22 protein-coding genes are annotated in these 24,719 nt (G+C 66.4%); 17 read left to right on the top strand and 5 right to left on the bottom strand.

Annotated features, from left to right (window positions below):
- Positions 1–41: 41 nt before the first annotated feature.
- Genes BR47_RS0111920 through BR47_RS0111870 form a run of 11 tightly spaced genes read left to right on the top strand, consistent with a single transcriptional unit; the run spans position 42 to position 13,403 of the window.
- Positions 42–893 carry an SDR family NAD(P)-dependent oxidoreductase gene (locus BR47_RS0111920; RefSeq protein ID WP_029119657.1) on the top strand — a complete coding sequence of 284 codons (852 nt, stop codon included), beginning with the start codon at positions 42–44 and terminating at the stop codon, positions 891–893.
- On the top strand, positions 893–2,233 hold the full coding sequence (locus tag BR47_RS0111915) for an aromatic ring-hydroxylating oxygenase subunit alpha (protein ID WP_029119656.1): 1,341 nt from the start codon (positions 893–895) through the stop codon (positions 2,231–2,233). The genes BR47_RS0111920 and BR47_RS0111915 overlap by 1 nt, the downstream gene beginning before the upstream one ends.
- Positions 2,230–4,077 (top strand): flavin-containing monooxygenase, encoded by a 1,848-nt coding sequence (locus BR47_RS0111910; RefSeq protein ID WP_029119655.1) that lies wholly within the window; start codon positions 2,230–2,232, stop codon positions 4,075–4,077. The genes BR47_RS0111915 and BR47_RS0111910 overlap by 4 nt, the downstream gene beginning before the upstream one ends.
- A complete protein-coding gene (locus tag BR47_RS0111905; protein ID WP_029119654.1) occupies positions 4,078–4,989 on the top strand; it encodes an SDR family NAD(P)-dependent oxidoreductase in 912 nt (303 codons plus the stop codon). It abuts the gene before it with no gap.
- Positions 4,982–6,112 carry a CaiB/BaiF CoA transferase family protein gene (locus BR47_RS0111900; RefSeq protein WP_036427118.1) on the top strand — a complete coding sequence of 377 codons (1,131 nt, stop codon included), beginning with the start codon at positions 4,982–4,984 and terminating at the stop codon, positions 6,110–6,112. Before BR47_RS0111905 ends, BR47_RS0111900 begins: the two co-directional genes overlap by 8 nt.
- Before the next feature lie 2 nt (positions 6,113–6,114).
- The gene (locus tag BR47_RS0111895) at positions 6,115–7,263 is read left to right on the top strand and encodes an acyl-CoA dehydrogenase family protein (RefSeq protein WP_029119652.1); all 1,149 of its coding nucleotides are present in this window, start codon (positions 6,115–6,117) and stop codon (positions 7,261–7,263) included.
- Positions 7,260–8,150 (top strand): acyl-CoA dehydrogenase family protein, encoded by an 891-nt coding sequence (locus BR47_RS0111890; protein WP_029119651.1) that lies wholly within the window; start codon positions 7,260–7,262, stop codon positions 8,148–8,150. Before BR47_RS0111895 ends, BR47_RS0111890 begins: the two co-directional genes overlap by 4 nt.
- Entirely contained in the window at positions 8,147–9,304 is a 1,158-nt protein-coding gene (locus BR47_RS0111885) for an acyl-CoA dehydrogenase family protein (RefSeq protein ID WP_020102550.1), read from the top strand. The genes BR47_RS0111890 and BR47_RS0111885 overlap by 4 nt, the downstream gene beginning before the upstream one ends.
- Positions 9,301–10,248 (top strand): acyl-CoA dehydrogenase family protein, encoded by a 948-nt coding sequence (locus BR47_RS0111880; protein WP_029119650.1) that lies wholly within the window; start codon positions 9,301–9,303, stop codon positions 10,246–10,248. The genes BR47_RS0111885 and BR47_RS0111880 overlap by 4 nt, the downstream gene beginning before the upstream one ends.
- A gap of 13 nt (positions 10,249–10,261) precedes the next feature.
- Positions 10,262–11,974 carry a thiamine pyrophosphate-binding protein gene (locus BR47_RS0111875; RefSeq protein WP_029119649.1) on the top strand — a complete coding sequence of 571 codons (1,713 nt, stop codon included), beginning with the start codon at positions 10,262–10,264 and terminating at the stop codon, positions 11,972–11,974.
- 10 nt (positions 11,975–11,984) lie between these two features.
- Positions 11,985–13,403 carry an aldehyde dehydrogenase family protein gene (locus BR47_RS0111870; protein WP_029119648.1) on the top strand — a complete coding sequence of 473 codons (1,419 nt, stop codon included), beginning with the start codon at positions 11,985–11,987 and terminating at the stop codon, positions 13,401–13,403.
- Positions 13,404–13,484: 81 nt separating this feature from the next.
- On the opposite strand, the gene BR47_RS0111865 is transcribed toward BR47_RS0111870, so the two are convergent.
- Both BR47_RS0111865 and BR47_RS0111860 read right to left on the bottom strand, forming a co-directional pair.
- Positions 13,485–14,675 carry an amidohydrolase family protein gene (locus tag BR47_RS0111865; protein ID WP_029119647.1) on the bottom strand — a complete coding sequence of 397 codons (1,191 nt, stop codon included), beginning with the start codon at positions 14,673–14,675 and terminating at the stop codon, positions 13,485–13,487.
- Positions 14,676–14,760: 85 nt separating this feature from the next.
- On the bottom strand, positions 14,761–15,351 hold the full coding sequence (locus BR47_RS0111860) for a TetR/AcrR family transcriptional regulator (protein WP_020102555.1): 591 nt from the start codon (positions 15,349–15,351) through the stop codon (positions 14,761–14,763).
- 145 nt (positions 15,352–15,496) lie between these two features.
- Between BR47_RS0111860 and BR47_RS0111855 the strand changes: the two genes are divergently transcribed.
- Positions 15,497–16,783 carry a cytochrome P450 gene (locus BR47_RS0111855; protein WP_020102556.1) on the top strand — a complete coding sequence of 429 codons (1,287 nt, stop codon included), beginning with the start codon at positions 15,497–15,499 and terminating at the stop codon, positions 16,781–16,783.
- A 202-nt stretch (positions 16,784–16,985) separates the two neighbouring features.
- On the opposite strand, the gene BR47_RS0111850 is transcribed toward BR47_RS0111855, so the two are convergent.
- Positions 16,986–18,191, bottom strand: coding sequence for a CaiB/BaiF CoA transferase family protein (locus BR47_RS0111850; protein ID WP_029119646.1), 1,206 nt, complete (start codon positions 18,189–18,191; stop codon positions 16,986–16,988).
- A 246-nt stretch (positions 18,192–18,437) separates the two neighbouring features.
- On the opposite strand from BR47_RS0111850, the gene BR47_RS0111845 reads away from it, so the two are divergent.
- The 5 genes from BR47_RS0111845 (at position 18,438) to BR47_RS0111825 (ending at position 22,459) form a co-directional block, all read left to right on the top strand.
- The gene (locus BR47_RS0111845; RefSeq protein WP_020102558.1) at positions 18,438–19,139 is read left to right on the top strand and encodes an SDR family NAD(P)-dependent oxidoreductase; all 702 of its coding nucleotides are present in this window, start codon (positions 18,438–18,440) and stop codon (positions 19,137–19,139) included.
- Positions 19,140–19,165: 26 nt separating this feature from the next.
- Positions 19,166–20,026, top strand: a complete 861-nt coding sequence (locus BR47_RS0111840) for a mycofactocin-coupled SDR family oxidoreductase (protein WP_020102559.1) — start codon at positions 19,166–19,168, stop codon at positions 20,024–20,026.
- A 12-nt stretch (positions 20,027–20,038) separates the two neighbouring features.
- Complete coding sequence (locus tag BR47_RS0111835) at positions 20,039–20,233, top strand: ferredoxin (RefSeq protein WP_029105477.1); 195 nt, start codon at positions 20,039–20,041, stop codon at positions 20,231–20,233.
- Between the two features lie 43 nt (positions 20,234–20,276).
- On the top strand, positions 20,277–21,620 hold the full coding sequence (locus tag BR47_RS0111830; protein WP_029119645.1) for a cytochrome P450: 1,344 nt from the start codon (positions 20,277–20,279) through the stop codon (positions 21,618–21,620).
- Between the two features lie 77 nt (positions 21,621–21,697).
- Entirely contained in the window at positions 21,698–22,459 is a 762-nt protein-coding gene (locus BR47_RS0111825; protein WP_029105478.1) for a MerR family transcriptional regulator, read from the top strand.
- A gap of 21 nt (positions 22,460–22,480) precedes the next feature.
- Here BR47_RS0111825 and BR47_RS0111820 read toward each other — a convergent pair whose 3' ends face one another.
- Both BR47_RS0111820 and BR47_RS0111815 read right to left on the bottom strand, forming a co-directional pair.
- Positions 22,481–23,659 carry an acyl-CoA dehydrogenase family protein gene (locus BR47_RS0111820; RefSeq protein ID WP_020102563.1) on the bottom strand — a complete coding sequence of 393 codons (1,179 nt, stop codon included), beginning with the start codon at positions 23,657–23,659 and terminating at the stop codon, positions 22,481–22,483.
- Positions 23,643–24,641 (bottom strand): acyl-CoA dehydrogenase family protein, encoded by a 999-nt coding sequence (locus BR47_RS0111815; RefSeq protein WP_020102564.1) that lies wholly within the window; start codon positions 24,639–24,641, stop codon positions 23,643–23,645. Before BR47_RS0111815 ends, BR47_RS0111820 begins: the two co-directional genes overlap by 17 nt.
- Between the last annotated feature and the right edge of the window lie 78 nt (positions 24,642–24,719).

Below are 24,719 nucleotides of genomic sequence, written 5' to 3'. Positions count from 1 at the left end.
CTCCAATATGCAGAACACGCTATGTTGTCCGGACAATTAGCATGTCGGCCACAGAACTCTTGAGGTTGGACGGCCGCGTGGTCGTCGTCTCCGGCGCCGGCGGCGGAGGCATCGGCACCGCCGTGACCCGGATGGCCGCGGAAGCCGGAGCCACGGTCGTCGCCGTCAGTCGCTCACGGGAGAACCTCGACGCGCACGTCGCCCCGCTGGCCACCGCAGGCCTCGCCGTTGTCCCCGTCGCCGCGGACGCGTCGACCGACGACGGCATCGCGGCGATCACCGACGCGGTACGACGCACCGACGGTGCACTGCACGGCCTCGTGAACGTCGCCGGCGGCGCCGATCCCGACACCTGGATGCCCTCGACGCGGGTGAGCCGCGCCGATTGGCGGGAGCTCTTCAGCCGCAACCTGGAGACGGCGTTCTTCATGAGCCAGGCAGTCAGCCGGGAACTACGCGCGGCACGCCGTCCCGGGTCGATCGTCTCCGTGTCCTCGGTCAGCGGCATGAACACCGCGCCGTTTCACATCGCCTACGGCACAGCCAAGGCCGCCATCGTCGCGATGACCCGGACCATGGCCGTGGAGCTCGCGGCCGACGGCATCCGCGTCAACGCCGTCGCTCCCGGCGTCACGCAGACCGTCGCCTCGGCCACCTACGTCGATGACGACCCGGAACGCGATCGCGCGGCCATTGCCATGGGACGCCGCGGCACACCCGAAGAACAGGCGGGCGCAATCCTTTTCCTGCTGTCGGACCTGTCGAGTTACGTCACGGGACAGACACTGCTGGTCGACGGCGGCCTGAACCTCAAGTGGAGCCACCTCGGCGCGGACCACACCTCGCTGTTCCTCAAAGACGAGACCTTCCGCGCGACGATCAAGGAGATGTGATGGAGGAACTGTCACAGCCGACCACGATCGGCGTCGAAGCCTATGTCAGCCCCGAGTACGCGCGTGCCGAACGGGATCGGCTGTGGCGCAAGGTCTGGCAGCAGGTGGGACGCGTCGAGGAGCTGCCGGAGGTCGGCAGCTACCTGACCTACGACATCCTCGACGACTCGATCATCGTGGTGCGGACAGGACCCGATGAGTTCGCCGCCCACCACAACGTCTGTGTGCATCGCGGGCGCCGGCTGATCGACACCCCGGCGGGTGCGAAGAACGCCTGCGGGCGCAGCCACAAGAGCTTCGTGTGCGGATTCCACGGCTGGACCTACGGGCTCGACGGTGCCTGTACCCACATTCGCGAGCAGGATGACTGGCAGGGGGCGCTGACCCCGGAGAACACGCACCTGGCGCCAGTGCGCGTCGACACGTGGGGCGGCTGGCTGTTCATCAACATGGACAGCGACTGTGAACCGTTGGCGGACTACCTCTTTCCCGCCGCGAAGATCCTCGACCCGTTCCGGCTGGACAACATGCGCTACAAGTGGCGCAAATGGCTGAACTTCGACTGCAATTGGAAAGTCGCGATGGAGGCCTTCAACGAGACCTACCACGTGTTCACCACTCATCCGGAATTCAACCGGTTCGGCGAGTTCAAGGGCTGGGCCAAAGCGCAGGGCCGGCACAGCAACATCGGCTACGACGCCCCCAAGGGCATGGACGAGACCAAGTCCAAGATCCGGCTGGGCATCGGCGACCCCCGCGTCTCGACCGCCGAAATGCAGGTCTACACAATGGAAGAGACCAACGCGACCACCACGCAGACGCTGGTGGAGGCCGCCAAGCGGCTGGTCGACGAACTGCCGGAGGACACCCCGGCGGACAAGGTGCTCGAGCACTGGCTGTCCTCGGCGCGCCGCGATGACGCGGCGCGCGGCGTCATCTGGCCGACCATCCCCGCCGATGTCCTGGGCCAGAGCGGCACGGCATGGCAGATCTTCCCGAATTTCCAGATCGGCCAGGGCCTGACCAGCGCGCTGTGCTACACCGCGCGGCCGGATCCGGGCTATGACCCGAACAAGTGCATATTCGAGGTCGCGGTGTTCGAGCTGTACCCGAAAGGCGAAGAGCCGCAGACGCAGTGGGAGTACACCCCGAAGGACAGCCCGAACTGGCTGTCGGTGCTGCCGCAGGACTTCTCGAACATGGCCGCGGTGCAGCAGGGCATGAAATCCGCCGGCTTCCCGGGCACCAAGCCCAATCCCTACCGAGAGCGCAGCACCGTGAATCTGCACCACCAGCTGTCGAAGTACATGGGCACCGGCGAACCGCAGGAGTTGCGATGACGTTGTTCGACACCTGTGGGCCCACCCAGACGCCCGACGACGTGGACATCGACGCGATGCGCGAGAAGTACGCGTACGAGCGCGCGAAGCGGGTGCGACCGGAGGGCTCGGCTCAATACCTGGAAGTCAAAGACGATTTCGCGGATTTCGCGGACGTCGATCCGCACACGCCGGTCACGCCGCGCGCCCCGATCGATGCGGACCTCGAGGTGGCGATCCTGGGCGGCGGGATCGCCGGGCTGCTGGCGGGCGCCTACCTGACCAAAGCCGGCGTCGAGGACATCCACGTCATCGAGGCCGGCGGCGACTTCGGCGGGGTGTGGTACTGGAACCGCTTCCCCGGAATCCAGTGCGACAACGACGCCTACTGCTACATTCCGTTGCTCGAAGAGCTGGGCTTCATGCCGTCGAAGAAGTTCGCCGACGGCGCCGAAATCCTCGCGCACTGCCAGCACATCGGCAAGCACTTCGGGCTCTACGACGGTGCCCTCTTCTCGACCCAGGTGCGCACCGTGCGCTGGGATGAGGACATCAAGCGGTGGCGGCTGTCGACCAATCGCGGCGACGACATCCGGGCCCGTTTCGTGGTCATGACGCAGGGCTCGTACAACCGGCCGAAACTGCCGGGCATCCCCGGGATCAAAGACTTTCGCGGGCACGTCTTTCATTCCGCGCGTTGGGATTACCAGTACACCGGCGGAGACGCGAGCGGTGGGCTCGACAAGCTCGCCGACAAGCGCGTCGCCCTGGTCGGCACAGGCGCGACGGGAGTGCAGCTGGTCCCGCACCTCGCCCGGGATGCCCGGCACCTCTATGTCTTTCAGCGCACGCCGTCGTCGGTGGACTTCCGCGGCAATCAACCCACCGATCCGGCGTGGGCACAGTCGCTGCAGCCCGGCTGGCAGGCCGAACGCAAGCGGAACTTCCACCGGTGGTCACCCTTCGAAGGCGTGGTGTTCGATGCTCCGGACCAGGTCTGCGATTTCTGGACCGAGCTGGGCCGCAATCTCACGGCCCGCATCGCGGCGAGCCCCGACCCCACCGCCCTCGGCGTCGAACAGATCATGGCGATGCGCGAGGAAGAGGACTACAAGATCATGGAGCGGCTGCGCCGCCGCATCGCCGATGTCGTGGACGACCCCGGCACCGCGGAGGCGCTCAAGCCGTACTACCGATTCATGTGCAAGCGGCCGACGTCCAGCGACGAGTACCTGCCGAGTTTCAATCGGGCCAACGTCACGCTGGTCGACGTCTCGGCGTCGCAGGGCGTGGAGCGACTCACCCCGGCCGGAATCGTCGCCAATGGCGTTGAGTACGAGGTGGATTGCGTGATCTTCGCCAGTGGCTTCGAGATCTCCACCGAGATCAGCCGCCGCTACGCGATGGAGACGATCGAGGGCCGCGGCGGCGTGTCTCTGTTCGACCACTGGCGTGACAGCTACCAGACGCTCCACGGGATGACGAGCCGCGGCTTTCCCAACCAGTTCCACACCGGCTTCATCCAGGGCGGTGTGTCGGCCAACACCACCGCCATGTTCGAGCAGCAGGCCGAGCACATCGCCTACATCATCGCCGAGGCCATCAAGCGCGGCGCCGCGACCGTGGAGCCCAGCCAGGCCGGCCAGGACGCGTGGGTGGCCACCATCCGCGAACTCGCCTTCGACAACTCGGCCTTCGACAACAGTTGCACGCCTGGCTATTACAACAACGAGGGCCGCGGGTTCGGCGCCGCCACCCGATCCTTCCTGGGCGAGGTGTACACGCCCGGCTTCTACGCCTTCGACGACCTGCTGAAGGCCTGGCGCGACGCCGGCGACCTCGACGGCCTGGAGTTGGGAGACTAGATGCCCGACTCGAGATTCGAGGGTCGCGTCGCGATCGTCACCGGTGCGGGCCGGGGACTCGGGCGCGCATACGCCCGGTTACTGGCATCTCGCGGCGCGCGTGTGGTGGTCAATGATTCCGGCGGTGCCCTGTCCGGCACCGGGGTCGACGCAGGCCCGGCCCAGGACGTCGTACAGGAGATCGTCGCCGCCGGTGGCCAGGCCATCGGCTGCACCGAGTCGGTGTCCACGCCGGACGGCGGTCAGGCGATCATCGATAGCGCGCTGGGTCACTACGGACGGGTCGACGTCCTGATCCACAACGCCGGCAACGTCCGGCGGGCTCCGCTGCGGGAGATGACGTCCGACGATTTCGACGCGGTCCTCGACGTGCACCTGCGCGGCGCCTTTCATGTTGTGCGAGCGGCATTTCCGGTGATGTGCGACGCGGGCTACGGTCGCATCGTACTGACGTCGTCGATCGGCGGGCTGTACGGCAACCACCAGGTGGCGAACTATGCGGCGGCAAAAGCCGGCGTCATCGGGCTGTCGAATGTCGTTGCCCTCGAAGGCGCTTCGGCGGGAGTCACCTGCAACGTCGTGGTCCCGGCGGCTGTCACCCGCATGGCCGAGGGCATCGACACCTCGGCCTATCCGCCGATGTCACCCGACCTCGTCGCACCTGTCGTCGGCTGGCTGGCCCACGAATCCTGTTCGGTCACCGGCGAAATCTTCGTCGCGTTGGCCGGCCGGGTGGCGCGTGTCGTTGTCACCGAAACACCCGGGGTGTACCGGCCGTTGTGGACCATCGAGGACGTGGCCGCGCAGTCGACCGCGATCCGCGATGCCGGCGATCCGGTCAACTTCCCCGTCGTCCCCGACGGACACGGCGATCACATCCGCTACAGCTTCGCGATGGCCGCTCATGGCTAGCGGGCCGCTGGCAGGAGTACGCGTCGTCGACCTCACCGCCATGGTCATGGGGCCCTACTGCACGCAGATCATGGCCGACATGGGCGCCGACGTCGTCAAAATCGAACCGCCGCAGGGGGATGACACCCGGTTCATCTCGGTGGGGCCGGCCCCCGGCATGAGCGGGGTGTTCGTCAACGTCAACCGCGGCAAGCGCAGCGTGGTGCTGGATCTGCGCACCGACACCGGCAGAACGGCGCTGCGGGCCCTGTGCGAGACGGCCGATGTGTTCATCCATTCGATGCGGGCCAAGGCGATCGCCCGGCTGGGTTTCGGCTACGACGATGTGGCCGCGCTCAATCCCCGCATCGTCTATACGAACTGCTACGGCTATGGACGCCGCGGACCTGATCGCGACCGTCCCGCCTACGACGACACCATTCAGGCCGAATGCGGGCTGCCCGCCGTCCAGGCACAGCTCACCGGACAGGCCGACTACGTCGGCACCATCATGGCGGACAAGATCGCCGGGTTGACCGCGCTCTACGCCACCACCATGGCGCTGTTCCACCGGGAGCGCACCGGGGAGGGGCAGGAGGTCGAGGTCGCGATGTTCGAGACCATGGCCTCCTTCATGCTGGTCGAACATGCCAACGGCGCCATGTTCGACCCTCCCCTGGGTCCTGCCGTCTACCCGCGCACCGTGGCACCCAACCGCCGCCCCTATCGCACGAGCGACGGTGAGATCGCCGCGCTGATCTACAACGACCGGCATTGGAAGGCATTCATCGACGCCGTGCAACCGCCATGGGCCGGCGACCATTACGCCACGTTGGAACAACGCGCCCGCAACATCGACATCGTCTACGGGCTGGTGGCCGAGACCATGAAGGAACGGACCACCGACGAATGGCTGGCGCTGTTCCGTACGTTGGAGATTCCGGCTGCACCGCTGAACACCCCCGACGCCCTGTTCGACGACCCCCACCTCAATGCCGTGGGCCTGTTCGAAACGGTGGACACGCCGCACGGCCCGGTGCGCTTTCCGGGTGTGCCGACGTGGTTCTCCCGCACGCCCGGCCGGGTCGCGGGTCCGGCACCGTTGTTGGGCGCCGACACCGATGAGGTGTTGAGCGAACTGTGAGTATGAACTTCGAGATGGGCGCCGACGCCACGGCGTTGCGCCAGCAGCTCCGCAACCTCGTGAAAGAGCATGTACCGGAAGACTTCCTGGGCGCCTTCACCGACGATCCGGCAGATCTCGCGGTGGCACAGCGGTTCTGCCGCACCCTCGCCGAACGCGAGCTGCTGTGCCTGGCCTGGCCGGAGGAGTTCGGCGGCCGCGGTGCCTCGGTGTGGGAACAGACCGTGGTGCGCGAGGAGATGTGGGCGCACCACGAACCGCGCGGGGCACAGTACATGGGCGTCAACTGGGTCGGGCCGATCATCATGCGCCACGGCACCCAACAGCAACGGCAGCAGCACCTGCCACTGATCGCGCGCGGCGAGGTGATCTGGTGCCAGGGTTTCTCCGAGCCCGAAGCCGGATCCGACCTCGCATCGCTGCGCACCACGGCACGTCCCGACGGCGACGGCTGGCGGATCACGGGTCAGAAGATCTGGACCTCCTACGCGACCATGGCACAGTGGTGCTTCCTGCTGGCCCGGACGTCCCGGCAGGAGAAGAAGCAGCGGGGGCTCACGATTTTCCTTGTGCCGATGGATGATCCGGCCATCCAGGTGCGGCCCATCCGCACCATGCTCGGCCCCCACCATCTCAATGAGGTGTTCATCGACGAGCTACGTGTCAGTCGGGCCGATGTGCTCGGCACGGTGGATGAGGGCTGGTCGATCGTGCGGGATGTGATGTCGTTCGAGCGGGTCGGCATCGCCCGCTATGCGCGCTGTGAACGGTTGCTCGCCGCGGCGCCGACGGCTCTCGGCGACCGCTGGCGGTCACTACCCGACGAATTGCGCAGCCGGTGGGTGCGCATGGTGACGCACTGCCGGCGGGCCCGCCTGATGGCCTACCGGGTGGTGGCGCTGCAGGCCGACGGACAGGTGCAGCCTGCCGATGCGGCGGCCTACCGCATCGCCGTCACCCGGCTGGATCAGGACAGTGCCGAGGTGCTGACCGATCTGGCCGCAGAGGTTACCGACGACACCCCGTACACGCGCTGGTTTCAGGCCGAAGTGGCCGACCACTGGCGCTATTCGCAGGCGTCGACGGTGTCGTCGGGCAGCATCGAGATGCAGCGAATACTGCTGTCGCGCGCCCTGTTGGCGGCACGATGATCCTCGATCTCGGCGAGCAGGCGAAAGAGTTCGGCCGACAGGCACTTCGGGCCTTCGAAGCGGCCGGCGGCGACGCGCTCGTGCAGCAGGCGGAGGCCAAGCCGGATACCCGTGCCGAGCTCGTCGACGGCGTGCTGCGCGAACTGGGCACCTGGGAACTGAGCCCGCGATCCGACGCCGACGAGCTCGAAGCCGCGGCCGCGCTCTGCCGCAGCGCCGGGTACTGGGCACTGCCCTATCCGGTGGCCGAAACCCTCTCCCGGCCCGACGATCTCGAGGTCGACGGCTTGTCGGTGGTGGCCGACGTCAACCCCGCCGCCCCGGTCGCCGGACTCGACGGCCGGTGGGCGGCCGTCACCGTCGCCGGCATCCGCAGCGAGGTGGCCGGACACGGACCGGCCGCACCGGCGTTCGTGGCTCCCCTCGAGCTGTCGGCTGTCGACGACCGCGGCGCGGCAGATGTGGCGCTCGCCTTGATGCTGCCGTGCTGGACCCTGCTGGGCATGCTCGACCGCGCGCTGGAGCTGACCATCGCGCATGTCACGATGCGCAAGCAGTTCGGTGCGCCCCTGTCGTCATTCCAGGGTGTGCAGTTCCAGCTGACCGAAGCCGAGGTGGAACGCAGTGGACTGGACATCCTCGCCAAGCACGCACTGTGGAGCGTCGGGACTTGCCGGTCAGAAGCACTGAATGACGCCCTGGCGCTTCGGATGTCGGCCATCGAAGCCGCCGATGTCGTGTTCCGGGTCTGCCATCAGCTGCACGGCGCCGTCGGCTTCTGTGACGAGACCACCCTGTCGTGGCTGTCGCGCTACAGCCAACCGCTGCGCCGCCTGCCGCTCGGACTGTCTGCGACGAAAGCGGAACTGACGCGGAGGATGTCATGACCGCCGACTTCCGCGACCATGTCCGCCGTTGGTGCGACGAGTATGTCCCCCGGGACTGGCGGCGGACCCAGACCGGCGTCACAGAAGCCGAATTCGTCAGGTTCCAGAAGGCGTGGTTCGCCGAGCTGCATGCCGCGGGCTTCGCTGTCCCGCACTGGCCCCGCGAGTGGGGCGGCGGCATGAGCGTCGCCGACCAGATCGTGCTGTACCAGGAGCTGGCCGCGCACGACGCACCGCGGCTGGTGCTGGCGTTCGTCGGCATCCACCACGCCGCGGCCACCTTGCTGGCGGCGGGCACCGAAGCGCAACGGCGGCGCCATCTTCCGGCGATTCTCGACGGCGAAATCTGGGTGCAGGGATTCTCCGAGCCCGAGGCAGGCTCCGATCTGGCGAGCCTTCGGACCTCGGCCCGCCGATCCGGCGACTCGTACGTCGTCAACGGCCAGAAGCTGTGGGCCAGTGGCGGCGCGCATGCCGACTGGTGCCTGCTGTTGGCCCGCACCGATCCCAATGCCCCGAAACGCAAGGGCATCTCGTACTTCCTGCTCGACATGCGCAGCCCGGGCGTGGACGTCCGGCCGATCCGCAACGCGATGGGCGACTCGCACTTCTGCGAAATCTTCCTGACCGACGTGGTCATTCCGGCGGCCAATCTCGTCGGCCCGGAGAACGCCGGCTGGCAGGTGGCCCAGTCGACGCTGGGCGCAGAGCGTGGTCTGACGATGCTGGAGCTGTCGGAGCGCCTGTTCCACAACGGCTTTCGCCGCCTCGTCGAGTCCTGCGCCGCCGAGGATCCGGTGATCGCCGACCGGCTCGCCCAGTTCGAGATCGAGATCACCGGGCTGCGTGGTCTGTGCCGCCGGCTGGTGGAGAACGCAGAAGAAGGAACCGTGGGACCGGCCGGCGCGTCGATCGTCAAACTCTTCTACAGTGAACTGCTGCAACGCCTCACCGATTTCGGCGTCGAGGCCGGCGGCCTCGACGCCCACACCGACCTGGCGAAACCGATGTCGAGCGGCTGGGAATCGGGTTCGTGGCTGCTGGACTTCATCGGCTCGTGGGAGTGGACCATTCCCGGCGGGGCAAGCGAGATTCAGCGCACCATCATCGGCGAACGGGGCCTCGGGCTGCCGCGGGAACTGAGTGCGCCGTGACCGAATTCACCGAATTCCATGACGAACTGCGGTCGGTGGCCGGCGAGCTGCTGGCCAAAGGCCGCGACGTCGAGTGGCCGGCCGTCGTCGAGGCCGGCTGGGCGGAGCTGGAGGTACCGGAGGAGTTCGGCGGCGCTGGCGCGACGTTCGCCGAAGTCGCCGTCATCTGCGCGGAGATGGGCCGGGCGGCCAGTGCCACCGCCTACCTCGGCAGCGCGGTGCTGACCGTCGGCGCGCTGAACATGCTGGCGCCCAGCGCGCTTCGCGACGAGCTGTTGACCGGCGTGGCTGCCGGCAGCATCCGACTCGCCGTGGCGATCGATTCGTGCGACTTCGTACCCGATGCTGACGGCGCCGACCGCATCCTGCGCGTCACCGACAGTGGCGTCTGCATCGCCGACTCACGTGCTGTGCCCCGACCCGTGCTCGATGAGACGCGTCGGCTGGCGAACGTAACCACTGACGGCCAGGGCGCCGAAACCTTGTGCTACGAGGACGCTTCTGCAGACCCGGTCGGGCGCCTGCGGGACCGCGCCGCCGTGGCGGTGGCCGCCGACAGTCTCGGTATCGCCGAAGCGATGCTGGCCGCAACGGTGGACTACGCCAAGGTGCGCCATCAATTCGGCCGGCCGATCGGCTCGTTCCAGGCCGTCAAACATGCCTGCGCGGACATGCTCGTCCAGGTCGAGGTGGCGCGCCAACTCGTCAGCGCGGCAGTCGAATCCGTGGTGCAGGGCCGGGCGGATTCCGCCCCGTCGATGGCCAAGGCGTACGCCTGCAGTGCGGCCGTCGATGTCGCGGGCAAGGCCATGCAGCTCCACGGCGGCATCGGCTACACGTGGGAAAGCGGCATCCACGTCTACCTCAAACGCGCTGCGCTCAACCGTTCATTGTTCGGCTCCCCTGCGGCACATCGCAGACAACTGGCCAAGCGCTACCTCTAGAAGGAGTTTTCAGATGGGTGTACCGGTCTACAAGAGGATTCTCGACCTGTTCGAGGCCGAGGGCGTCAACACGTTGTTCGGCATCCCGGACCCGAACTTCGTGCACATGTTCACCGAGGCCGAGGCCCGCGGCTGGTCCGTCGTGGCACCACACCACGAATTGAGCGCCGGCTTCATGGCCGAGGCCGCCTCGCGGATGACGGGGAAACCGGGTCTGTGCATCGGCACACTCGGTCCGGGCGTCGCGAACATCGCGGGCGCGATGATGTGTGCCCTCGTCGAGAACTCGCCGGTCATCTTCCTGGGCGGACAGCGTGCCCGCATCACCGAACGCCGGGTGCGCCGGGGACGGATCCAATTCGTCCAGCAAGAAGGACTTTTCGCGCCGTCGGTGAAGTACAGCAGCTCCATCGAATACGCCGATCAGACCGACGAGATCATCCACGAGGCAATCCGCCGGGCGATGTCGGGCACCCCGGGACCGGCCTACGTCGAGTTCCCATCGCATGTCATCCTCGACGAACTCGAGGTGGCAGACGCACCGAGCCCCGCGTCCTACCGCCTGGTCAACCAGGGCGCGGGCGCGCGTGAGGTCGCCGACGCCGCGAAGCTCATCCGGGAGGCCGCGAGCCCGATCCTGCTGGTCGGTCACGGCGTGCACACCTCGCGCACCCAGCGGGAGGTCAAGGAACTCGCCGAGCTGATGAACTGCCCCGTCATCCAGACCTCCGGCGGCACGTCGTTCATCCCCGGCCTGCAGGACCGGACGTTCCCGTACCTGTTCTCGCCGGCCGCGAACCAGGCGGTCGAGGAATCCGATCTGTGCGTCGCGCTGGGCACCGAACTCGGTGAACCCATGCACTACGGCCGGACCCAGCACTGGGCGGCGGGCAACGCCGATCGCAAATGGGTTTACGTCGAACAGGATCCGACGGCCATCGGCGTCAATCGCTCGTTCGACGTGGCGCTGGTCGGCGACCTGCGCGGAGTCGTCCCGCAGCTCGTCGAGGCCCTGCGCGACACCCCGCGGGCTCCGTCTGCGAACCTCGACGCCCTGATCGCGTCCGACGCCGCCGAACTCGCGGGGCTCGCCGAGAGCGCGCCGACCGGACGGGCGCCCATCCACTCTGCGCGTTATGTCGTCGAGGCGACCAAGGCGTTCAACGAGCTCGATGACGGCATCCTGGTGCGCGACGGCGGCGCGACCGTGATCTTCCAGTGGACCTATTCCCAGTCCAAGCCGCGCGACGTCATCTGGAATCAGAACTTCGGCCACCTGGGCACCGGTCTCCCCTACGCGGTCGGCGCCTCGATCGCCGAGGGCCGCCAACGGCCGGTCATGCTACTGACGAGCGACTCGGCGTTCCTGTTCCACATCGCGGAGTTGGAAACCGCTGCGCGCGAGGGCCTTCCACTGGTATGTGTAGTTGGTGTCGACCATCAGTGGGGCCTGGAGGTCGGCGTCTACAAGCGGACCTTCGCACAGCCGTCGCCGCAACCCGGAGTGCACTGGAGCAAGGACGTCCGGATGGACAAGATCGCCGAGGGCTTCGGCTGCCACGGCGAGTACGTTGAGAAAGAAGACGAGATCGGCCCGGCCATTGCGCGTGCCTACGCCAGCGGCAAGGTCGGAGTGGTGCATGTGTGCATAGACCCGAAGGCAAACTCTGAGGAGATGCCCAAGTACGACCGATTCCGCACCTGGTACGCCGAGGGCACACAGTAAAGGAGAGGCAATGCGCGAGTATCTGCAGTTCTATATCGACGGACAGTGGGTCGACCCGGTCGGGCTGTCGCCACTGGACGTCGAGAACCCCGCCACCGAAGAGGTTGCGGGCCGCATTGCCCTGGGTTCGGCGGCAGACGTGGACAAGGCGGTCGCGGCCGCACGTCGTGCGTTCGGGTCGTGGTCGCAGACCAGCCGCGAAGAACGCCTCGACCTGCTGCAGGCGATCAGCGCCGAATATCTCAGGCGCCAAGGCGATCTCGCCGCGGCCGTGAGCGAGGAGATCGGTGCCCCGCCGGCACTGGCCGCAGGTGCGCAGGTGCAGCTCGGCATCGGACATCTGATGACCGCCATCGAGGTGCTCAAGAATTTCGAGTTCTCGCGTCAGCTCGGCAAGACGCTGGTGACGAGCGAACCGATCGGTGTCTGCGGCCTCATCACGCCATGGAACTGGCCGCTCAACCAGATCGCCGTCAAGGTGTTCCCCGCGTTGGCGACCGGCTGCACCGTGGTCCTCAAGCCGTCGGAGGTCGCCCCGTTCTCGGCGCAGATCTTCACCGAGGTCATCGACGCCGCGGGAGTGCCCCCCGGCGTGTACAACCTGGTCTACGGCGACGGAGCCGGTGTGGGAGCGGCCATTTCGAGCCATCCCGGCATCGACATGGTGTCCTTCACCGGCTCGACCCGGGCCGGAATCGAGGTCGCAAGGTCCGCGGCGCCGACCGTCAAGCGGGTCAGCCAGGAGCTCGGCGGTAAGAGCCCGAACATCGTGCTGGACGACGACGCCTTCGCCACCAGCGTCGCGGCCGGCGTTTCGGCGATGATGCCGAACTCGGGCCAGAGCTGCAATGCGCCGTCACGCATGTTGGTGCCGAACTCCCGGATGGCCGAAGCCATTTCGATCGCCGCGGAGACCATCGACAGTGTGCGGGTCGCCGACGTCGACAACCCGAGAGCCATCGGGCCGGTCGCCTCGCGCGCCCAGTTCGAGCGCATCCAGGGCCTCATCGCCAAGGGGGTCGCCGGCGGCGCCAAGCTGGTCGCCGGTGGCGAGGGACGTCCTGATGGCGTGGACCGCGGATTCTACGTCCGCCCAACGGTATTCGCCGATGTCACGAACGACATGACCATTGCCCGCGAGGAGATCTTCGGACCGGTGCTGTGCATGCTCGGATACGACGATATCGATGACGCCGTCGACATCGCCAACGACACCGAATACGGCCTGGCCGGCTATGTTTCTGGCGCCGACATCGACGCCGCCCGTGCGGTGGCCCGCAGAATCCGGGCCGGCTGGATTTCGATCAACCATGCCTTCGACATGAACGCGCCGTTCGGCGGCTACAAGCACAGCGGCAATGGCCGCGAGTGGGGCGAGGCGGGTTTCCACGAGTACGTGGAGACCAAGAGCGTCCTCGGCCACGGCTGACATTCCGATCCGAAGAAGGGGCCGCCGGCAATATCGCCGGCGGCCCCTTCTTCGTCTCGAGTTTGCGCGGTTCGCCCGGAGTTACACCGTGACGAGCCGGGCGAGGTTGCCGCCCATGATCTTTGCCTGATCGTCGACCGGCAGGTGCTGCAGCGCGGTCACGTAGTGCGTCGGCTCGGCCAGGCCCTCGGGGTGCGGCCAGTCGGATCCGTAGAGCACCTGGTCGACACCGACGAGGTTGATCAGGTCGTCGATGCCCTCCTCGTAGAAGGGGCTGACGTGAATGCGGTTCTTGATCTCCTCCATGGGATTTCCGAGGAAGGACTCCGGGGCCTTCTTGTAGACCTCGGCCATCTGATCGAGCAACGGGAACATCCATTTCGACCCCGCCTCGACGATGCCGACCTTCAGCTTCGGGTGGCGGAACAGCGCGCCGTGGATCACCCACGAAGCCACCGCATCCTGGATCGGGCGCCATTCGTTGAGGATGGCCATTGCGTTGGTCTGGAACGGCAGCATCTCCTGCGCCGCGCCGTCCCACTCGGACGTGTAGCGGGAGTAGCCGCTGTCGGAGGAGTGCATCCCGATGAAGACGTCGTACTCGACGCACTTCTGCCAGAACGGATCGAACTCGGGCAGCGCGAACGACCGGGGACCACGGAATCCGGGCACCGGCGCCGGCCGGATCAGGATGGCGCGCGCACCACGCTTGACGCACCATTCGAGCTCCTCGATGGCCTTCTCCACGATGGGGAGGGTGATCACCGGCGTGGTGAAGATGCGGTTCTTGTAGTTGAACCCCCACACTTCGTCGAGCCACTGGTTGAGCGAGTGGATGAGGACGTGGATGGCGACCGGGTCGTCACGCAGCCGCTCTTCGATCAAGCTGGCAAGCGTCGGGAACATCAGTGTGCGATCGAGGCCCAGTTGGTCCATGAGCTCGAGCCGCGGAGCGGGCTCGAAGAACGCCGGGATGGCCTTCATCGGCTCACCGAAGAGCTCGCGCCGGGTCTTGCCCTCGGGGTTGCCGTACTTGAAGTACTCCTCCCAGGCACCGGGCCGGGCCACCACGGAGAACGTGGGGTTCGGGATGTAGTTGCTGATCTGGCCTCGGATCGCGATCTTGGTGCGGCCGTTGACCTCGACGTACTGGACGACGTCCTTGTACTCCTTGGGCAGGTACTTGGTCAGTGCCTCGGGCGGCTCGTAGAGATGGTTGTCCGCGTCGAACAGCGGAAACGGAATATCGACCCGATGCGACAGTTGTCCCATGAAATTCTCCTTCGCGATTCATGAGAATCTTATTCTCATATGGCGCGAACACGCAATCACTTCACCGTGGTTACTGGTCGGAGGCCTAGTTGTCGGCGGCCGGATCGAGCTTGCGCAGGTACCGGTCGAAGTAGGCGAGAATCTCGTCGTGGCCGACGGAGACCCCGAGCGCGGCCTCCATCGTCAGAAGCTGTGACATCCCTACGATCAAGGAGATCGCGACGATCGGCGGCAGCTCATCGGCATCGACGCCGTGTTGCGCGAGGACCGAGCCGACCAACTCCGCCTGCCCTTCGAGGAATTGCTGTGCGGCGCCGGCGATCTCGGACCCGAGTTCCTTGCGATGGTTGGCCAGTGCGGCATATTCCATGATGAGCGCGGTATCGCGGTTCTCGATGAGGAAGGTCCACAGCGCCCGCAACGGGTTCGGCGCCAACAGGATCATCGACTGGGCCGCCAGCCCCTGCTCGGTCCGGCGCCGGAAGGCGGCCAGGAACAGGTCGTCCATGGTGCGGAAGTAGTAGTGGACGAGTTGCGGCTTGAGACCGGCTCTTTCGGCGACCCGGCGGGAGGTCACCGCGGCGTAGCCCTCGTCGAGCATCAGCGCCTCGGCGGCATCCAGTAGGGCCCCGCGGTTCTTCGCCTCGGGTCCGCCGATCCTTCGTTCCGATGCCATGCCGTCACAGTCCGTTCTCGATCGCTGCCGCGCCGATCGTAATTGTCCACATCCCGCCGTGTGACCTTGACCACGCCACAATCCAGATGCTAAGCAAGTGCCCAGCACTTTGGTTGCAAATCGATGCCTGGAGGCCAGCCCACACATGACGAACTTCGACGAGGTCGACTACTACACCGACCAGTCACTCGTAGCCGACCCGCACCCGTACTTCGATCACCTGCGCAGCAAGTGTCCGGTGACGCGGGAGAACCACTACGGTGTCGTGGCCGTCACCGGCTGGGAAGAGGCCAACGCGGTCTACAAGGACGCCGACTCGTTCTCCGCATGCGTGGCGGTGACCGGGCCGTTCACCCCGCTGCCGTTCACGCCCGAAGGCGACGACATCTGCGCCCAGCTCGCCGAGCATCGCACCGCCATCCCGATGTTCGAGCACATGATCACCATGGATCCGCCGGAGCACACGCGCGCCCGCTCGCTGCTGTCCCGGCTCCTGACGCCCAAGCGCCTCAAGGAGAACGAGGACTTCATGTGGCGGCTCGCCGACCGCCACATCGACGAGTTCATCGCAGACGGCAAGTGCGAGTTTCTGGCCGCCTATGCGCGGCCATTCTCGCTGCTCGTCGTCGCCGATCTCCTCGGCGTCCCCGAAGAGGACCACGAGGAGTTCCGTGAGGCGTTCGGCGCCGAGCGCCCCGGCAGTCGTGTCGGCGCGCTCGACCACGAACCGCTGGCGTCGAACCCGCTGGAATGGGCCGACGAGAAGGTCGGTCAGTACCTCGAAGACCGGCGCAGCCATCCGCGCGACGACGTGCTGACCTCCCTTGCCACGGCGAAGTACGAAGACGGATCCACTCCGGAGATCAGCGACGTCGTCAAGACCGCGACGTTCCTCTTCGGCGCCGGACAGGAGACGACGGCCAAGCTGCTCACCGCCGCGATGCGCTTCCTCGGCGAGCAACCCGAGTTGCAGCAGCGGCTGCGCGAGGATCGCAGCCGGATTCCGAACTTCGTCGAGGAATGCCTGCGCATGGAAAGCCCGGTCAAGACATTGCACCGGTTGGCGCGCAAGTCTACGAAGGTCGGCGACATGGACGCCCCGGCCGGCACCATCGTCATGATCAGCCCGGGCGCGGTCAACCGTGATCCGCGCCGGTTCGAGCAGCCGCACGAATTCCAGTTGGACCGCAAGAACGTTCGCGAACACCTGGCCTTCAGCCGCGGCGTGCACTCGTGCCCTGGTGCCCCACTGGCCCGCGTCGAAGGCCGGGTGTCACTGGAGCGGATCCTGGACCGCCTGGGTGACATCCAGCTCGACGAGACCGCGCACGGCGCCGACGGCGACCGGCACTACAACTACGAGCCGACGTTCGTCCTGCGCGGCGTCACCGATCTGCACATCAACTTCACCCCATTGGCCGCCAGGGCCTGAGCCTGCGGCGACGGCGGCGACACCGCGAATGTGCGTACAGATCAAGAAATGCGGCCGGAAGGCGATCTGTGCGCACCGTCGGGGTGGCCGCCGCCCACCGCCTGCCAGTGGCATGTTCGATCTGGAGACGTCAACTTTCCCTAACGGCCAAGGAAAGTTGACGTCTCCAATTCGCAAGTGCCACAAGAGGACCGGTGCGGGCCTAGGTGACCGCCCCGGCCGACTTGAGCTCGATGATCCGGTCCCAGTCCAACCCGAGTTCCAGCAGGATCTCCTCGGTCTGCTCGGCGAAGCCCGGCGCCGGGCCGGTCTGCGGCGGGGCCACGTCGAATTGCACTGGGTTGGCGACCAATTCGAGCTCGCCCGCCTGCACCAGGTAGTCGTTCGCCCGGACCTGCGCGTCGTCGGCAGCCTGCAGCGTGTCCTGGACCGGGGCCCACGGGCCGGAGAGGGTGGCGAATCGCTCTCGCCACTCCGCCAGCGTCTTGGTCGCCATCGCCTTGCTCAGAATCTCCACGGCCGCCGTGGTGTTGGACGCGATGTCCTGCGCCGTCGCGAAGCGCGGATCGTCGATGTACTGATCCAGTTCCATGTGCCGGCACACGTCGGCCCAGAACTTCGTCGGCTGCATCATGACCAGCGAGATGATGTGCCCGTCAGCCGTTTCATAAAGGCCCACAAGAGGATTGATGGGCGAACCGTGCACGCCCGGGGGCGGCGCCTGCATCAACTGGCCGAGGTGGGACGTCAATGCGATGGTGTGGCCCATCGACCACAGTCCGCTGCCCAGCAGCGAGACGTCGACGATCGACGGCTCACCGGTGCGCTCGCGCTTGAACAGAGCGGCGGCTATGCCGCCGGCCAGGTTGGTCCCGGAAATGGTGTCGCCGTAGGCCGGTCCCGGCGGCCCGATCATGCCCGGCGTACCCGGCGGCGTGATCGTCGCGGCAGTACCGGCCCGGCACCAGAATGCCGTCATGTCGTAGCCGCCCTTTTCGGACTCCGCCCCGCGCGGGCCGAGCGCGCTACCGCGCGCGTAGATGATCGCCGGGTTGACGGCCCGGATGTCGTCGACGTCGATGCCGAACTTCCGGCGATGACCGGGCAGGAAACTCGTCAGGAAGACATCGGCGCGCCGCGCCAGTTCCAGCAGGACCTCGCGCCCCTCGGGAACCGACATGTCGAGCCCGATGCTCCGCTTACCGCGGTTGGCGTGCTCGATGTTGGGATTGGGGTCGCCCTCGACGCGCAACACGCCGGTCTGGCGCAGGCCGCGCTGCGGGTCGCCCGTCACGGCATGCTCGACCTTGATCACGTCGGCACCCCACTCGCCGAGCACCGCGCCACCGGACGGCACGAAGCCGTACATCGCGACCTCCAGGACTCGGACACCATCCAAGGGCCCCATCCGACCTCCTCTGTTGGGAAAGCTCATTCTTCAATTTCGGTAATCCTACTCGCACAGCACGTCTTTTCCGATGGGTATCCGACATCCAGGCCGACCGCCGCCTGGCGACCCGCGGCGGCGGACCGGACAGTCCGCGCAGGTCGACTCCCCTATCGGCGGTTCTATTGCGGGATGCCAAACGCGGAGAGTATCGTTCTCAAAATCGGAAGGGAGATTTCTCCAGGTGATCTACATCGGTAGCCAGTCGTGAAGAATGCCGTCGTTACCGGAGGTGGGTCCGGCATCGGTCGCGCCATCGTGGCACGCCTGCGGGCCGATGGCCTGAACGTCGCGACCCTTGATCTCAACCCGTCGGACGACGACGACTTCGGCTTCACGGCCGATGTCACCGACCGCACTCAGGTCGATGCCGCGCTCGACGGCATCCGCGCGAAGCTCGGGCCGATCACCGTGCTGGTCAATTCCGCCGGGCTCGAGAAGTTCAAGCGGTTCACCGACCTCGAATTCGCGGACTGGCAGCGCGTCATCGACGTCAACCTCAACGGTGTCTTCCACTGCATCCAGGCGGTGCTGCCGGACATGCTGGACGCGGGCTGGGGTCGCATCGTCAACATCTCGTCGTCGAGCACCCACTCCGGGCAGCCGTACATGTCGCCGTACGTCGCCGCCAAGTCGGCCGTCAACGGACTGACGAAATCGCTTGCGCTGGAGTACGGGCCCGCGGGCATCACGGTGAACGCGGTCCCGCCCGGTTTCATCGACACTCCCATGCTGCGCAAGTCCGAGGAGCGCGGATACCTCAGGGTCCAGCAGAGCATCGACGCGACACCGGTGCGGCGCATCGGCCGCCCCGAGGACATCGCGGCCGCATGTGCGTTCTTGATCTCAGAAGAAGCCGGTTACATCACCGGGCAGATCCTTGGCGTCAACGGCGGACGAAACACCTAGCAAGGGAGAGCTTTTCAATGACTTCAGTGGGACGGGTAGCGGGCAAGGTCGCCTTCATCACCGGCGCGGCACGCGGCCAGGGCCGCAGCCACGCAGTCCGGCTGGCCGAAGAGGGCGCCGACATCATCGCCGTCGACCTGTGTGAAGACATCGAGTCCATCGGATACCCGATGGCCACGCCCGAGGATCTCGACGAGACCAGGAACCTCGTGGAGAAGACCGGTCAGCGCATCGTCACCGCCCATGCCGACGTCCGCGAGGTGACGCAGCTGCGGACGGCGCTCGAGGCCGGCCTGTCCGAGTTCGGCAAGGTCGACATCGTCCTCGCGCAGGCGGGCGTCGCGGGCATGAAAAGCGATATCCCGCTGCAGGCCTGGATCGACACCATCAACACCAACCTGATCGGCACCATCAACGCCATCCAGGTGTGTCTGCCCCATCTGCGGGAGGGCGCCGCGATCGTCGCCACCGGCTCCACGGCCGCTCTGATGGACACCCATCTGAAGATGGACCCCGGCAACGACATCGGCGGCTTCGCCTACATGACGTCGAAACGCCTTCTGTCCCAATACGCACACGATCTCGCCACCGAGCTGTCGCCACGCGGTATCCGTCTCAACGTGGTGCACCCGACCAACGTCAACACCGCGATGTTGCAGAGCCCGCCGATGTACAAGTCGTTCCGACCGGACCTGCCGAATCCGACGCGCGAGGACGCCGAGCCGGTCTTCGGTGTCCAGCAGGCCATGAAGGTCAACTTCGTCGAACCCGAGGACATCAGCAACGCCATCCTGTGGCTGGTCTCGGACGAGGCTCGCTACATCACCGGCACCCAGTTGCGAGTCGACGCCGGCGGCTACCTCAAGTGGTACGACTACCACGTCTGATCGGGAGTGACAGTGAAGGTTTGGGTTGACGGGCAGCGCTGCCAGGGACACACGTTGTGCGCGATGATCGCGCCGGATGCGTTCGTACTCAACGACATCGACGGTACGTCGTCACCGGTTCACGACGTCGTGGCGCCGGGGCTCGAAGACGCGGTCCGCGAGGCTGCGCAGTCCTGCCCCGAACAGGCCATCACGATCGAAGAGTAGCGGAAGCCAGACCGCACATGAGACCAGCAGGGAGACAGGAACTTTGAGCGTCCAAGACGAGCGCAAGAAGGACACCTTCCACTTCGACAGGCACACCCCGGAATACCGGCTGCAGTTCGAGCAGATCACCGAGGAGATGCAGGCACAGTGCCCGGTGGCCTGGACGGACACCTACAACGGTCACTGGGTCGCCGCCGACAGCAAGCATGTCTTCGAGTTGGCGCGCTGCCCCGCCGTGTCCAACCACCACGACGTCAGCGGAGATACGCCGTTCCAGGGCATCACCATTCCGAAGGCGAGCCGCGCCAGCGCCGTCCGGGGCGGCATCCTCGAGATGGACGAGCCCGAACACAGCACCTACCGCGGTGCGCTGAACCCCTATCTCTCCCCCGCCGCGATCAAGCGCTGGGAGCCGTTCGTCGACGAGATCACCCGCGCCGCATTGGATGAACACATCGAGTCGGGCCGCATCGACTTCGTCGAGCATCTCGCCAACGTGGTGCCCGCCGTGTTCACACTGGCGATGATGGGCATCGAGCTGAAGAAGTGGAACGTCTACAGCGAGCCCACTCACGCGTCGGTGTACACCCCCGAGCACGCGCCCGAACGCGAGAAGATCAACGAACAGCACCGCGCGATGGGCATCGACATCATCAACAACATGATGGAGATCCGGCAGCATCCGCGGCCCGGGCTGGTGAATGCGATGCTGCAGTTGCGGATCGACGGCGAACCGGCGCCCGACCTGGAAATCCTGGGCAATCTGGGGCTCATCATCGGCGGCGGCTTCGACACCACGACCGCGCTCACCGCCCATGCCCTGGAATGGCTCGGGGAACACCCCGACGAGCGGGCACGACTCAGCCGCGACCGGGCCACTCTGCTCAATCCCGCCACCGAGGAGTTCCTCCGCTTCTTCACCCCCGCCCCCGGCGACGGCCGCACGTTCTCCGACGACGTCGAGGTCGAAGGTCATCGGTTCAAGCGGTACGAGCGGCTGTGGCTGTCGTGGGCGATGGCGAACCGCGACCCCGCGGTGTTCGAAAAGCCCAACGAGCTGATCATGGACCGGAAAGGCAACCGGCACTTCAGCTTCGGCATCGGCGTGCACCGCTGCGTCGGATCCAACGTGGCCCGCACGGTGTTCAAGTCAATGCTGACGGCGGTCCTGGACCGGATGCCCGACTACGTGTGCGACCCCGAGGGCACGGTGCACTACGACAGCATCGGCGTCATCCAGGGCATGCGAAATCTGCCGGCGCACTTCACCCCGGGCAAGCGCCTGGGCCCCGGCCTGGACGAGACGCTGGAGAAGTTGCAGCGCATCTGTAACGAGCAGGAGCTGGCCCGCCCCATCACCGAGCGCAAGGAAGCGGCCGTCATCTAGGCCCGTCGTCTAGGTTTGGACTTGACCCTCACGCGACGTGAGGCACCAACCTGATCGATGTGACGCAGGAGATGCCGGTGGACGGACTCACCGTGGGCGAAGTCGCGCAGCGCTTCGGCATCACGGTCCGGACGCTCCACCACTATGACGAAATCGGGTTGTTGACCCCGAGCCGGCGCGGCGCCTCGGGGTACCGGGTGTACACGCCGACCGATCTGACGCGCTTGTCGCAGATCATCGTCTACCGCAGGCTCGAATTCCCTCTCGAGGAGATCGCGAGCCTGCTGGATGAGGGCGACGAGGTCAGCCACCTGATTCGGCAGCGCGAACGCGTCATGACCCAACTCGACGAGATGAAAGCACTCGTCGAGGCCATCGATCAGGCATTGGAGAAGGCGATGACGAACACCCCCATGACGGACGACGACATGCGCGAGCTCTTCGGGGACGGGTTCGACGACTATCAGGCGGAAGCCGAGGAGAAGTGGGGCGAAACGCCGGAGTGGAAGGAATCGCAGCGCCGGGCGAAGTCCTACGGCAAAGAGGACTGGGTACAGATCAAGGCCGAGGGCGAGGCCGTCGAGAAGGCGTTGTCCGATGCTTTTCGCGCCGGGCTCCCGCCCGACTCGGTCGAGGCGATGGATGCGGCCGAGCAGCACCGGCGCCACGTGAACCGGTGGTTCTACGACTGCCCGCCGGCCTTCCACCGCAATCTGGGCGACATGTATGTCAGCGACCCGCGGTACGTCGCGACCTACGACGAATCATTCGGGCTCCCAGGCCTTGCGGCCTACTGCCGCGCGGCCATCCACGCGAACGCGGACCGAACCGGCAACTGACCGGTTCGGCCCGCGCCGGCGTCAGCGGGCTCGCGGCAGGCCCAGCACGTGCTGGGCGATGATGTTGCGCTGAATTTCGGAGGTGCCGCCGGCGATGGTGCCGCCGAAACTGCGGGCATAGCGTTCGAACCAGCTGACGAAGTAGTGGTCGAGGTTCATGTGCTCATACCGCCCCGACGTCGCGGGGTGGTTGAGCCCCTCGATTCCCGCCGCGGACAACGCATTTTCGAGTGCGGTGCGCTCGGCCTCCGACCCCAGGAGTTTGAGCACCGACACCGACTGGGTGTCCATCTCGCCGCGCGAGGCCCGGGCCAGCGCCGCGGATCCCATGGCGCGCAGGGCGTGGTAATCCATGATGGTCGTGGCGTACTGGTCGCGCTCGAGTGCCGTGCGCGGCCGGAAGTCCGCGATCATGTTGGCGATCCGGTCGGCGAAACCCAGCCACATCATGGTGCGTTCGTGACCGAGTGAGCCGTTCGCGACACCCCAGCCACCGTTGAGCGGACCGACCAGGTTCTCCGCGGGAACCCTTGCGTCCGTGAAGAACACCTCGTTGAAGTCCAGGTTCTCTTCACTGCACAGGTCCGCGAACGGACGGCACACCACGCCGGGTGTATCGGTCGGGATGATGAGCACACTGATGCCCTTGTGCTTTGGCGCATCCGGGTCGGTGCGGACGAACGTCAGCAGGAAGTCGGCGTCATGTGCGCCCGACGTCCAGACCTTCTGACCGTTGACGACGAAATGGTCACCATCGCGCACCGCGCGGGTGCGCAATGACGCCAAATCGGACCCGGCGCTGGGTTCGCTCATGCCGAGCGACGCGGTCTTCTCGCCCCGGAGCACCGGCACCGCCCAGCGATGCTTCTGCTCCTCGGTGCCGAACGTGAGCAGCGATGCCGCAATGATGTTCACGCCCTGTGGGTTGAAGCTGTGGTAAATCCGGCGGCGGCACAGCTCATCGAGATGGACGAACTGCTGCACCACGGTGGCGTTGCGGCCGCCGAACTCCGGCGGCTGGGCGGGCAGCAGCCAGCCGTTGTCGAACAGCAGCCGCTGCCAGTCACGCGCCCACTGCGGCATGTGCGACACCGACCGGGGCCGCTCCAAAGTGTCTGTCTCCGTGGGCAGATGCTCGTCGAGGAACGCCGCGAACTCGGCGCGGAATGCTTCGACGTCGGCGTCATACGAGAGTTGCACGGTACTCCTCTGCGATCATCGCGCGGTGTTCTGCGGCGCCGCCGAGCATCAGTTCGCCGGCCTTGGCGCGCTTGAGCGCGAACTGCAGGTCGTTCTCCCAGGTGAATCCCATGGCGCCGAACGACTGCAGCCCCTGCCGGAACACCAGGGCCTGGCACTCCCCCGCCGATGCCTTGGCCATCGCTGCGGCCAGGCGCCGGCGCGGGTCGTCGACGCTGATGGTCAGCGCGGCGAAATAGGACAGCGCCCGGGCCCGCTCGATGGCGACGTGCATGTCAGCCGCCTTGTGCTGGATGGCCTGGAATGAGCCGATCGGGACACCGAACTGATGGCGTTCCTTCACGTACTCCAACACCAGGTCGAGGATGCGCTGGCACGCTCCGACCATGGTGATCGCCATGCCGGTCAGTGCGACGTGACGGGCCCGTCCGGCGTCGGTGCCGAGGCGTGCCGAATCGGGTACTCGAACCCCCTCGAACGACAGGTCCGCGATGTGCAGCACCGGGTCGAACACCAGGTCCCGCCGGACCCGCACCGCCCGTGCGTCGACGAGGAAGACGCCGGCCGCGGTCACCACGGCGACGCTTTCGGCGCGGTCGCCGTCGAGCACGTAACGCGCGGTCCCGTCCAGCGCCCAGCCGCTGCCGTCCCGGCGCGCCGAAACTCCTTGGTAGACAGCGGCACCCGCGTGCTGCGGATCGAATCGGTCACCGGCCAGCGGCGCGAACTGGGTCATCGTGGCCAGGAACGGCGTCGGGTCCGTCGCGCGGCCCAGTTCCTCGAGCACGATCGCCAATTCGACGGCGTTATCCGGGTCGGCCATCTCGGTCCAACCGGCATCGACCCATGTTCCCCAGAGCGGAGCCGGGTCGGCGTCCCTCTCTGCAATGTCCCGAATCAGGGTGGCTGGACACTGCTTGGTGACGGCATCGCGGACCGTCTCCTGCCATAACCGCTGATCAGCGTCGAACTCCAAAAGCATGCAGCGCCTCCTACGGCTAAATTCGGTCGCGAAGTGAGAATAGCATTCTCTTTTGAGGTAATTAAGATTTACACTGGG

Origin of the sequence: Mycobacterium sp. UNC410CL29Cvi84, from assembly GCF_000686745.1 — a bacterium.
In the GTDB taxonomy this organism is placed as follows: domain Bacteria; phylum Actinomycetota; class Actinomycetes; order Mycobacteriales; family Mycobacteriaceae; genus Mycobacterium; species Mycobacterium mucogenicum_B.
The sequence above is the reverse complement of the archived record's forward strand: the minus strand, read 5'-3'. Positions and strand labels throughout refer to the sequence as shown.